The following is a 12,255-nucleotide window of genomic DNA, read 5'->3' on the forward strand; positions in this document are numbered from 1 at the left end:
AAAGGGTAAATAAAGCTTAATATACTTTATCACCATTAAAGATTGAGTTTTTCACGATAACATAATCTACAGTACGAATTGCATCTAATTTCGTTCCACCAGCATAAGAAATAGAGGACTGAAGATCTTGTTCCATTTCGATCAATGTATCTTCTAAAGATCCTTTATGTTCGACAAACATTTTTTTGCCTTCCACGTTTTTCTTTTCGCCCTTTTGGAATTCGGAAGCTGACCCAAAGTATTCTTTATAGAGCTTCCCATCTCTTTCAATTGTTTCTCCTGGAGATTCTTCATGGCCAGCAAATAATGAACCAATCATAACCATAGTTGCCCCAAATCTAATTGATTTAGCTACATCACCATGGGTACGGATGCCTCCGTCAGCAATAATCGGTTTGCTTGCTGCTTTTGCACACCAACGAAGTGCAGCTAATTGCCAGCCACCAGTTCCAAATCCTGTTTTAATTTTTGTAATACATACTTTACCAGGTCCGATTCCTACTTTTGTTGCGTCAGCACCAGCATTTTCTAGCTCTCTTACTGCTTCTGGAGTTCCAACATTTCCTGCAATAACAAAGCTTTCAGGTAAATGTTTCTTAATATGTTGAATCATTTTTATTACCGCATTGGAATGCCCATGTGCGATATCTATCGTAATATATTCAGGAGAAAGCTGTTCAGCAGCTAATTGTTGTACAAATTCATACTCTTCTTCTTTCACACCAACACTAATAGATGCGATTAATCCACGAGAGTGCATATCTTTAATGAAAGAGATACGCTTTTCTGGCTCAAAACGATGCATTATATAGAAATATTTATTTTCCGCTAAATATACAGCAACTTTTTCATCTATAATTGTTTGCATATTTGCAGGTACGACAGGTAATTTAAATGTATGTTTTCCTAAAGTTACACTTGTATCACACTCAGAACGGCTATTTACTATACATTTTGCCGGAATTAATTGAATATCTTCATAGTCGAATACGTTTTCCATCGTTTACACCTCTAAATACGAATATTTTATATATCGGTTTAAAAAAATGTTCGTCCAAAAGATAATGTACATTATTTTTTTCATTAAGTCAAAGATTTTAGTTGATACTTAGCAAATATAGGGACGGAATTCAAAGGAATAACAAGTAATGCCGAATTAAATAGTTTGTACATATCTATATCGTTCGTTTTTTAGACAAGTATATTATAAAAATTTAATCGATAGTAATGAAATAATATTTCGGAATATCATAGTGAAATAACAAAAAAGCAGGGTGCTAAAAATACCCTGCTTTTTTGTTATTTATTATCTTCAAGAAATTGATATTTCTTTTTCAATTTTTTTAAATCATTTACCAAATTCTCCCCGATTGTGGGGGCAAGATCTTCGTATATAGGAGAGAGTACCCGTTCCCATTCTTTCCTTTGTGCATCAGTTAGCTCATGAATTTGGATGGATGAATTTTGTTTAATAAGCTCAAGTTGTTTTTCGTTCATTTGGATGGACTGACGATTATTCCAGTCAGTCGTTTCTTTCATTGCTTCAAGTAATATTTTCTTCGTTTTTTCGGTTTGTTGATTCCAAGTTTTTTGATCCATCATGACAACATAGCCTAAGTACCCATGATTACTAATTGTCAAATAGTTTTGAACGTTATAAAATTTCTTAGAGTAGATATTTGAAATAGTATTTTCTTCGCCATCAACTTTACCTGTTTCAATTAATTTATATGTAGAATTAAATGAATCTTGATGTGCACCAACTTTTAATAAATCAAATTGAGATTGGATAACATCACTTTGCATAATGCGAAAGGATTGTCCTTTTATATCTTCAGGTGTATAGATAGGCCCCTTATTCGAAGTAATTTGCTTAAAGCCATTTGACCAATGGGCAAGCCCTTTAATGTTGTCTTTTTGTAAGGACTGAAGTAATTGTTCGCCAATTTTTCCGTTTAAGCCTTCTTGAATGGCTTCATAATTTGGAAAGGCAAATGGAAGGTCTAATACACCCCATTCGTGAGATAGCATTCCAAGCTTTGAGGTAGAGGGAGCAATAAAATGAACTTGCCCAGCTTTTAAAGCGCGGATTTCTTCTATATCAGAATACAGGCTCCCGTTTGGGAAAATTTCTATTTTTATAGTTCCGTTTGATTTCTCATTAACAAGCTCGGCAAATTTGCTAGCAGCAAGCCCTTTAGGTGTATTTTCTGCTACAACATGACTAAATTTGAAAACAATTTGTTTTTTCAACCCTTCTTGGTCATCGTCATAAGCAAGTTCACCTTGAGAAAAAAGACTTTGAAAACCTATAAATAAAGCATTAGTAATTAAAAAGATGAAAAGGAGTATAAAAGTAACTATTTTTTTCATCTTAAACCTCCTCTTGGGTTGTTAATGTAAGCATACCGAGAAGATTTTTATTCGTAAAGATGCTTTTAGAGGAAAGGGGAACAAACAGTGAAACAATTGCCCATCCGCTGGAAAATTACGATTTTATCCTATGCAGTAGTTATTTTTTCATTACTGATAGGTGGAATTGTTATCATCGCAAATATTCAACAAAAAGAAGAAAAAGAATTAAGAATTAGATCTATGAATACGGCGCGGACAGTGGCAGAATTATCAGATGTAAAGAGATCCCTTCAGGAAACAACAGGGTGGTTTACATTGAATCCAGCTATTGAAAATATCCGGGTTATTAATGAAACAGACTATATAGTAGTAATGAATATGGAGCGAATTCGATATTCTCATCCCGTAAAAGAAATGATTGGGAGGCCATCAAAAGGGACGGATGAAGAACCGGCATTTGCAGAACATATTTATTTTTCAAAAGCCAAAGGAGAGATAGGTACTGTAATTCGTGCCTTTATGCCTATTAAAGATCAAAACTTAAATCAAATTGGTGTTGTTGTTGTTGGAAATAAAGTCCCGAATTTTTGGGAGATTATGCTGGGATTAGCAGAAGAGATTATTTTTATTGTCATATTAACTTTAATTTTTGGATTGATTGGTTCATTGATGCTTGCCAATCATATTAAAAAACAGATGTTTCAGTTAGAACCTTATGAAATTAAACGAATGTTAGAAGAACGAACAGCAACCTTTCATTCGATTAATGAGGGTGTGATTGCAATTGATAATCAAGAGATTATTACCATTTTTAATGAAAAAGCAAAGCAGGTTTTTCATGTAGATGGAAATGTTGTAGGGAGTCCCATTCGTGCAGTTTTAAAGGATACGAGACTTCCAGAAATCGTGGAGAGGAATCAGCCAGTATACAATGAAGAGATAAAAGTAAGTGGAAAGGTAATTTTAAGTAATCGTATACCAATCAAGAAAGATAATGAATTAATTGGAGCTGTGGCAATCTTTCAAGATCGTACAGAGGTTACAAAGCTCGCAGAGGAATTAACAGGAGTGAAAACATTTGTAGAGGCACTTCGTGTACAAAGCCACGAGCATATGAACAAACTTCATACAATAGCAGGTTTAATTCAGCTAGGTAAAGCTGATAAAGCATTACAACTTGCTTTCCACACTTCAGAAGAACAGGGGAGTGTAACAAACTTTTTAAATGAAACGATTAAAAATGATGCGATTGCCGGTCTCCTCCTGAGCAAAGTAAGCCGGGGTAAGGAATTAGGGATACAAGTTATAATTGACCAAAATAGTTATTTAGAAGTATTTCCTTATCAACTGGATCAACATGATTTCGTTGTATTACTAGGTAACTTAATCGAAAATGCGTTTGGATCATTTGAGCAAACTGAGATAGAGAATAAAAGAATTGATATTAGTATTGAGCAGTCAGAAGATGTATGTGCAATATTGATTGAGGATAATGGATGCGGCATAAAAGAGGAGCATTTACCAAGAGTGTATGAGAAAGGATTTACTGTGAATAAAATGAGTGGGACAGGTTATGGACTTTTTCTAGTAAAGCAAATTGTTGAAAAGGGGAGAGGGGAAATTAGTGTTTCATCTTTTCAAGGTGAAGGAACTTCTTTTATCATTACTTTTCCAATGGAGATGGAGGCGGAATTGTATGAAATATAAAGAGGAAATCAAAGTACTATTGGTTGAAGACGATCCGATGGTTCAAGAAGTAAATAAAGAATTCATTAGAAGTGTAAAGGGATTTCAAGTAGTAGCCGTCGCTAACAATGGCGAGGAGGGGATTAACCTTGTCCAAAAAATGAATCCAGATCTCGTTATTTTAGATATTTTTATGCCGAAAAAGGACGGTATTAAGGTATTACAGGAATTTAGAAAACAAGAGTTAGAAGCAGATGTAATCGTTGTTTCTGCTGCAAAAGATAGGGAAACAATTAAACTCATGCTTCAAAACGGAGCGATGGATTATATTATTAAGCCATTTAAGTTATACCGAATTCAGCAAGCTTTAGAAAAATATCGACAATATAGAATGAGTCTGAAGGAATCTGGGGCGATTTCACAGGAACAGCTGGATTTATTATTATATTCTGGGCGTTCTAAAAAAGCAGCAAACAATTTGCCAAAGGGATTAAATGAATTTACATTGAATGAAATTGAAGAGTATGTAAAAAAACAAGATGAACCTCGTTCTGCAGAAGAGGTAGCCAGTGCAATTGGGATAGCCAGAGTTACCGCGCGGCGATACTTAGATTATTTAGAAAAAAAGGGGTTGATTCATTTAGCAGTTCAATATGGAGGGGTTGGAAGACCAATTAATCGCTATGTGTACCGTGAAGTAAAAAAGTAAGACCAAAATGACCAAAATATTCGTTATGACCATAAACTTCTCACCTTTGATTGAAAACGCTATCATTATATAAAACATAGGGATGGTAAAGTTTTCAAAAATGAAACAGTGGGAGGAGAAGTGAAGGTGAAACGACTGTTCAAAAATTTAACTTTTCAAGTATTAACGGCCATTGCACTCGGCGTATTAGTTGGGCTTATGTGGCCAAGTGTTGGGAAAGAAATGAAGCCGATAGGCGATACGTTTATTAATGCTGTAAAAATGGTCATCGCACCAATTATTTTCTTAACAATTGTACTTGGTATTGCCAAAATGGGAGATATGAAGAAGGTTGGTAAGGTCGGTGGAAAAGCTTTTATTTATTTTGAGGTTGTGACAACATTTGCACTTATTGTTGGGTTAATCGTTGTAAATGTTATGAAGCCAGGTTCAGGCCTTAATTTTAATGAACTTGCAAAAGGAGATGTATCTAAATATACACAAGGTGGGGGACAGGGTATTAATTGGATTGATTTTGTTACTCATATTGTTCCTTCTAATATGGTTGATGCGTTTGCAAAGGGTGATATTTTACAAGTATTATTCTTTTCTATTTTATTTGGGATTGGGCTAGCTGCTCTTGGAGAAAAAGGAAATTCGGTGATTGATTTCTTAGACAAACTTTCACACGTATTCTTTAAAATTATTGGTTATGTAATGAAGGCAGCGCCGCTTGGGGCATTTGGTGCTATGGCATATACAATCGGTCATTTTGGGCTTGCTTCACTTGTACCACTTGGAAAATTGATGATGTCAGTGTATATAACGATGTTCCTATTCGTATTTGTTGTCTTAAATATTGTTTGTAAGATATATGGGTTTAGCTTATGGAATTATTTGAAGTTTATTCGAGATGAAATACTAATCGTATTAGGAACAAGTTCTTCGGAATCCGTACTTCCGAGAATGATGAATAAGATGGAGCGATATGGCTGTTCAAAATCTGTTGTTGGCCTTGTTATTCCGACGGGCTATTCTTTTAACCTTGATGGTACATCCATTTATTTATCCATGGCAGTTGTCTTTTTAGCACAAGTATTTGGTGTTGATTTAACAATCGGACAGCAAATTACTATTATTTTAGTACTTATGTTAACGTCTAAAGGAGCTGCTGGTGTAACAGGAAGCGGATTTATCGTGTTAGCTTCTACGTTAGCGGCACTAAAGGTTATTCCTTTAGAAGGATTAGCATTACTTCTTGGTGTCGATCGTTTTATGAGTGAGGGAAGAGCAATTGTAAACTTAATTGGAAATGGAATTGCTACAATCGTTGTTGCAAAGAGCGAAAATGAGTTTGATGAAATGAAGCATGCAGAAGCAGTTTCCGGTATGAAGGTGTTAAAAGAGACAAAGGCAGGGGAAGCTGTATAAATATCGGAATTATTCTAATGCAAGATAAAGTTTCTTATCTGGATATAATGTATGGGAATTTAAAGGGACATAAATCGATAAATAAAAAGGGTCTATCTACTCTAGGGGGGAGAAAAGCCCTTTTTTATTTATTTTTCTATTTTTGGATAGTAAGACCCTTGCCTCAAGATTCAGAGGAAACACGAGGAAGGTAGGGGGAAGGAGGAATATCTATAAAAATCTGATTGGTTCAACTAATAATTAGCGGGAAATGAAACCCCTATTGGTTAGTATTTCAATCTATAAGAATTATTAAATATAAATAACAGGATATTGATAATTCCATTATTTATTTCGATTGGCAAAAATTGACGTTATTTGCATCGTATGATATCATTTGAAATTGTGATTTTAATTAATAATATTGAGATGAAATATAAAAAATGAGGAGGGGAAATATGGATTCATTAAGCAGTAGAAAAAGTGGCTTTCGCTTAAAAAATTTAAGCTGGCTTCATTTCTATTTCCTTATATTAATTGTGTTTTCGTTTTTAATACGTATATATTTAGCTTCAAACTTACCAGGGTTTCTTGGTGATCAAAACTTTTTTGTTAACTGGATGGAAACTGTTGGAAAGTATGGGTTAGCCGATGTTTATGCATACGGTGACGGTGTAAATTATCCACCATTCTTTTTAGCACTTTTAGGTATATATGGAAAAGTGCTAGCTGCTTTTAATTTACAAGCAGTAGCTGGTGATGTTTTAGTTCGTTTACCACCTATTTTATTTGATATAGTGGCTATAATTATCTTGGCTATAGCTTCTAAAAAAATAGCAAATCCTTTTATAAGAGCGATATTGGTAACATTTTTGGCATTAAATCCTGCAGTATTACTAGATGGACCTATTTGGGGTCAAATAGACATGTTACATGCTATACTAATGGTTTGCTCAATATTATTACTTATTTCTAATCCGCTATTATCTGGTGCTATTTTTGCTATAGCATTACTAGCAAAATTTCAATCTATTGTAATTGCTCCTGTTTTTGCTATTTATTTCCTAAAGGTAATGTGGGAAAAAAGGGAATTTAAACAACTGTTTAAATATATACTTGGATTTTGTATACCGCTCGTAATAATCGGGGCCTATTTTGCAGTTCATGGTACATTGTATGCTATGTTACAGCACGGATATTTAAGTGCAGTAGGAACTTTTCCAACTGTAACTTTAAATGCAATGAATATTTGGTATTATATAATTGGAACTACACCTGATGTAAGTGACTCAATTATTATCTTGCCACATTTAAGTTTAAAGAGGGTTGGAGTATTGATTCTAGCCGCAGCAGTATTGTTGGCATGGCTGTATGTTTTCTTTAACCGTAAATGCAGTACAGTGGTGCTATTGAAAGCTTCAACATTCATATGTTTTGCATTTTATATGTTACCTACTCAAATGCATGAGAGATATAGTTTCCCAACGCTAATTTTTGTGATATTTGTATTATTATATGATATAAAATGGACAGGCATAACCCTTGGATTAACCTTTGCAATCTCTTTAAATTTAATGTTTGTTCTTTATTCACGTGAGAATAATATGGCAATGTTCATAGCAACATTAAACTGTTTTGTATTTTATTCTATGGGTAAAGCATTATTAAAAGATTATAGTGATGACATAGAATCCTTAGTGAGCAAATACAACAAAGAGTAATTTTATATTTTTGCTACTGTATTTTTAAATATCGAGTACGGTAATGGGTGTAAGAAGGGGAGTAGAGAATCTGAAGGGATTCTCTTTTTTTGATGCGCCCAGTATGCGTCTATTCTCTAGAGTTCAAGTCTCGAATCGCGAAGGCAGTAAGTAGTAGCAGTTAGCTTAAGACAAGGGTATCCATGGTGACGCGGTGGTAAATCTCCGGTCCGAGGAACATGAATTTCCACTGAATGGGATTTCCAAACAAATCAAAGTCCATACTGCCAAAGGTGATACAAAGTAAATGAAGCCGATTTTTAATTTAATGATGAACATAGATTTCGATTAGGGAAATAATTTTAGTATAATGAAGTATAGGCAATGACAAATATAATATTTAGGTTATGGTTAAATAATAAAAAAATTAAAATACATAACAAAATGAGGTTAGTATATGAGCAAAAAAAGCTTTAAAGAGTATGCATTAAGTAAGGAAATTGTAAGAGCACTTACTAGTTTAAAATATGAGCAGCCAACAGAAGTACAAGAAAAAGTAATTCCAGTTGCACTGGAAAAGAAAGACCTTGTCGTGAAATCACAAACAGGAAGCGGTAAGACAGCTTCTTTTGGGATTCCGCTTTGTGAAATGGTTGAGTGGGAAGAAAATAAGCCACAGGCGTTAATCCTTACACCGACAAGGGAACTTGCTGTGCAGGTAAAAGAGGATATTACGAATATAGGAAGATTTAAACGTATTAAAGCGACTGCGGTTTACGGTAAATCCCCATTTGCACGTCAAAAATTAGAGTTAAAGCAAAAAACACATATTGTGGTTGGAACCCCTGGGCGTGTGTTAGATCATATTGAAAAAGGTACTCTGTCCTTAGAGCGGTTGAAGTATTTAGTGATTGATGAGGCAGATGAAATGTTAAATATGGGCTTTATCGATCAAGTAGAAGCAATTATTGATGAATTACCTACAGATCGAATGACAATGCTATTTTCTGCGACGTTACCAGAAGACGTTGAAAATTTATCTCGTACATATATGAAGTCGCCAATTAACATTGAGATTAAAGCTACTGGGATTACGACAGATAAAATTGAACACGCCCTTTTAGAAGTGAGAGAAGAAGAGAAGTTTTCACTTCTTAAAGATATAACAACTGTTGAAAATCCAGATAGCTGTATTATTTTCTGTCGTACGCAAGAAAATGTGGATGATGTATTTAGACAGTTAAAACGTTCTGGCTATCCGTGTGATAAAATCCATGGCGGTATGGTACAAGAAGACCGTTTCGCAGTAATGAATGACTTTAGAAGAGGGGAATTTCGTTATTTAGTCGCGACGGATGTAGCGGCTAGAGGAATTGATATTGAAAATATTACCCATGTCATTAACTATGACATTCCATTAGAAAAAGAAAGTTATGTACACCGGACGGGAAGAACAGGGCGCGCTGGTAATAGCGGAAAAGCAATTACATTCGTAACGCCGTATGAAGAGAGATTCTTGGTAGAAATTGAAGAGTATATCGGTTTTGAAATTCAAAAAATAGAAGCTCCGTCAAAAGAGGAGCTTGCAAAGGGAAAGGCAGCCTTTGAAGATAAAATAAATGCGAAACCAATTATGAAAAAAGAGAAAAGTGCAGGATTAAATAAAGATATTATGAAGCTGTACTTTAACGGTGGGAAGAAAAAGAAGATTCGAGCGGTAGATTTCGTTGGTACAATTGCTAAAATCCCAGGTGTCACAGCGGATGATATAGGAATTATTACGATACAAGATAATGTTTCTTATGTTGATATATTAAACGGAAAAGGCCCGCTTGTTTTAAAAGTAATGAAAAACACAACGATAAAAGGTAAGCAGTTAAAGGTTCATGAGGCTATTAAGTAAAAGGAACTACCCACTCTAACAGGTGGGTATTTTTTTTATGAAAAATAAGGAAATTATGTAAGGATAAACTTGTTGTATTCGTATATATAAGTGAAGGGGGAGAAGATATGAATGATAGGGAATTAGTAGATGAAATAAAAAAACAAAATACGGAAGCATTGGATCAATTGATTCTTCAATATAGTAAATTGATTTATGGAGTGATCGGAAGTGTACTTGGAGAGAACCATGAAAGAGCAGAAATTGAAGAGTGCTATAACGATGTTCTTCTCATACTTTGGTATAAAATAGACAGTTTTCAAATAGAAAAGGGACAACTTAAAAACTGGATTATTTCTATTGCGAAGTTTAAGGCACTAGATTATAAAAGAAGGCTGAAGAGAAAAAGAATTGAACAAACAATAGAACAACTTATTTTACAAGATGATGAAGATGTAGAAAAAGGATTGCTCAAAGAAGAGGAAAAAGAGTTCGTTTTGAAAGCAATTCATCAGTTAGATGGTGTAGATCATAGTATCTTTTATCGAAGGTATATTGTGGATGAAAGCATAGAGGATATTTCAAGGAGACTACATATGAGTACAGGTTCAGTTTATACCAGATTATCAAGGGGAAAGGAGAAATTAAAAAGGATAATGGAGGGATATTATGAATTGTGAAAGCTATAATATAGATCAAATTGTTTTCGAGCAGTGGGATGAACAAGAAATATCCCGATTTGAAGCAATAGGGGAGCGCCTTGTTGGGAGCTTGGAGAAGAAGAAAAAAGATATCAGAAAACGAATTGCTGAAGAAAATTTTCAAGAGATAGAAGTAAAGGCAAATAATGAGTTAACAGAAAATGAATTTATTGAATTACAATTTCAAGCAAGGGCTACAGGTGGCTACTATTTGGGTGCAATTATGTGTTCAGCAGACTATGCCGTAATGCCATTAGCGCTTATGGATGTAGGAAATCGATTTGTTGTTTTTGGAACAAGACATAAAGTTATGATTTATGAAGTAAAGGAACTTTATCAAATTCAAAGAGCATACATTATAGATTATGATGATATTTTTAAATATTATTACAAAATAAAAAAGAACGATACGATATTATGTTTTAAAGCCAAGAAAGATAAGTATGGGCAGCTAAGAGAATGCTCAAACTGGATGTTATATGGGTATTTGCAAGGGAGAATTAACATGATTATTAATAGTTCAGATAGAGATATCATAGCTAAGTACCTTGATAGAGAGATTCATTCGAAAAGAGGTCATTAAAAAGGAAAAAGTACATTCTTTTGGTGTAAGATGTACTTTTTTGATCAATAGGGATATGAAAAAGTTATTTGGTATTTATTTTTGAATTTTCCATTCGCATATCATATGAAGCTGCCCGTCTTTTAATTTTGCTTGAAGTGAACCACCCATTTTCAGTTCGTTTTTTATCGACATTCGCTTGTACAATGTGTTCAATTAAATGATTGATTTCAAAAGCCAGTTCTTCGATATTCTTGTCTAAAAGTATGATATCTAATTTCTGATTTGTTTTTTGGCTATTGTAATTTTTGAGTGCATTTGTCATGCTTCGTACTTCTTTTTTTATAAAAAGTAAACGTGTGAGAAAAATTACTGCCAGTATGATGGATAGAGTTGTTATAAAGAACAATATTCTCACCCTTATATCTAAATACTCTGTATATTTTATATGATAGTTATGGAAGGGAATTTATTCAAGTAAGGGGAGTTAATTATTCATATATTATTTGAAAACAATAGGATGATAATAGAAAGAATAAGCATAGTAAACACATTAAGTGACTTAACTAAGGGAGATATGATCCGTAGAATAGCTCCTCGTAAACCGATACAAATTCATTTGGTGAAATTAATGAGGGGGTTAGAAAGCGATGAAAAAACAAAAATAAGTAAAAGCCACCTAGAAGAGGTGGCTTTATTCATGGTTAAGATTCTTTCAAATCGTCAACTAATTTTTCTGCTAAACGTCTATACATATTGCTCATTGTTACAAATGAAGTTAGCAATAAGAGTTTTTCTAATTCTTTATCCTCAAATGAAGCAGCAGCTTTTACCTCAGTCACCCGATTATCTACATCCCTTTTAAAGTTCTCAACATTTGTTTCTGTAAGTTCAAGATAATCTTTGTAGAAGGTGTCCAGTTCGAAAGTATCCTCGTTTATGAGTCTTTCATTGAGAGTTGCTAAAGAACTTTTAATATCATTAATCGAGAGGGCACCCTTTAATTGATAAATTAAACTAATTAAAATCATATGCTCTTTTGAGTATTTTTTATTTTTTATGGGGATGAATAATTTTCCTTTTGCGTAGTTATTAATCATTGTTTTTGTAAGTACTTTTTCATCTTCTGTTCTTGTTGTATCACCGTAGTTATTTTCAAATAGTTGAACAACTTGATCTACGTATAAATCTACAGTAGGGATATCTTCAAGTTTAATATTTTTTTCTAAATGTAATGTTTCGAGTAAGTTCTTTATGTTTTCCATATAAAC

Annotated in this window: 11 protein-coding genes; 7 read left to right on the plus strand and 4 right to left on the minus strand. The window is 33.7% G+C overall.

The features are described 5' to 3' along the window. Positions 1–16: 16 nt before the first annotated feature. The gene (gene guaC / locus MHH45_RS16655; protein ID WP_088094023.1) at positions 17–1,000 is read right to left on the minus strand and encodes a GMP reductase; all 984 of its coding nucleotides are present in this window, start codon (positions 998–1,000) and stop codon (positions 17–19) included. Between the two features lie 299 nt (positions 1,001–1,299). Continuing rightward, positions 1,300–2,373, minus strand: a complete 1,074-nt coding sequence (locus MHH45_RS16660) for a DctP family TRAP transporter solute-binding subunit (protein ID WP_016112805.1) — start codon at positions 2,371–2,373, stop codon at positions 1,300–1,302. Positions 2,374–2,460: 87 nt separating this feature from the next. On the opposite strand from MHH45_RS16660, the gene MHH45_RS16665 reads away from it, so the two are divergent. The 7 genes from MHH45_RS16665 to MHH45_RS16695 all read left to right on the plus strand — a co-directional run bounded on the left by MHH45_RS16665 (position 2,461) and on the right by MHH45_RS16695 (position 11,005). Then, positions 2,461–4,062: an ATP-binding protein gene (locus MHH45_RS16665; RefSeq protein WP_016112804.1), complete on the plus strand. Its 1,602-nt coding sequence runs from the start codon at positions 2,461–2,463 to the stop codon at positions 4,060–4,062. After that, positions 4,052–4,750, plus strand: coding sequence for a response regulator (locus MHH45_RS16670; RefSeq protein ID WP_016112803.1), 699 nt, complete (start codon positions 4,052–4,054; stop codon positions 4,748–4,750). The genes MHH45_RS16665 and MHH45_RS16670 overlap by 11 nt, the downstream gene beginning before the upstream one ends. 126 nt (positions 4,751–4,876) lie before the next feature. Continuing rightward, positions 4,877–6,160 (plus strand): C4-dicarboxylate transporter DctP, encoded by a 1,284-nt coding sequence (gene dctP / locus MHH45_RS16675; protein WP_016112802.1) that lies wholly within the window; start codon positions 4,877–4,879, stop codon positions 6,158–6,160. A gap of 437 nt (positions 6,161–6,597) precedes the next feature. After that, positions 6,598–7,860 (plus strand): hypothetical protein, encoded by a 1,263-nt coding sequence (locus tag MHH45_RS16680; protein WP_088094022.1) that lies wholly within the window; start codon positions 6,598–6,600, stop codon positions 7,858–7,860. Between the two features lie 436 nt (positions 7,861–8,296). Beyond that, the gene (locus MHH45_RS16685; RefSeq protein ID WP_016112799.1) at positions 8,297–9,742 is read left to right on the plus strand and encodes a DEAD/DEAH box helicase; all 1,446 of its coding nucleotides are present in this window, start codon (positions 8,297–8,299) and stop codon (positions 9,740–9,742) included. A gap of 107 nt (positions 9,743–9,849) precedes the next feature. Then, entirely contained in the window at positions 9,850–10,401 is a 552-nt protein-coding gene (locus tag MHH45_RS16690) for a sigma-70 family RNA polymerase sigma factor (protein ID WP_003202459.1), read from the plus strand. Beyond that, positions 10,391–11,005 carry a hypothetical protein gene (locus MHH45_RS16695; protein WP_016132484.1) on the plus strand — a complete coding sequence of 205 codons (615 nt, stop codon included), beginning with the start codon at positions 10,391–10,393 and terminating at the stop codon, positions 11,003–11,005. The genes MHH45_RS16690 and MHH45_RS16695 overlap by 11 nt, the downstream gene beginning before the upstream one ends. A 64-nt stretch (positions 11,006–11,069) precedes the next feature. On the opposite strand, the gene MHH45_RS16700 is transcribed toward MHH45_RS16695, so the two are convergent. Both MHH45_RS16700 and MHH45_RS16705 read right to left on the minus strand, forming a co-directional pair. Beyond that, a complete protein-coding gene (locus tag MHH45_RS16700) occupies positions 11,070–11,309 on the minus strand; it encodes a hypothetical protein (protein ID WP_229161407.1) in 240 nt (79 codons plus the stop codon). A 379-nt stretch (positions 11,310–11,688) separates the two neighbouring features. Next, the gene (locus MHH45_RS16705; RefSeq protein WP_088094021.1) at positions 11,689–12,249 is read right to left on the minus strand and encodes a DUF1836 domain-containing protein; all 561 of its coding nucleotides are present in this window, start codon (positions 12,247–12,249) and stop codon (positions 11,689–11,691) included. Positions 12,250–12,255 lie beyond the last annotated feature (6 nt).

Origin of the sequence: Bacillus sp. FSL K6-0042, assembly GCF_038006685.1 — a bacterium.
GTDB lineage: Bacteria > Bacillota > Bacilli > Bacillales > Bacillaceae_G > Bacillus_A > Bacillus_A pseudomycoides.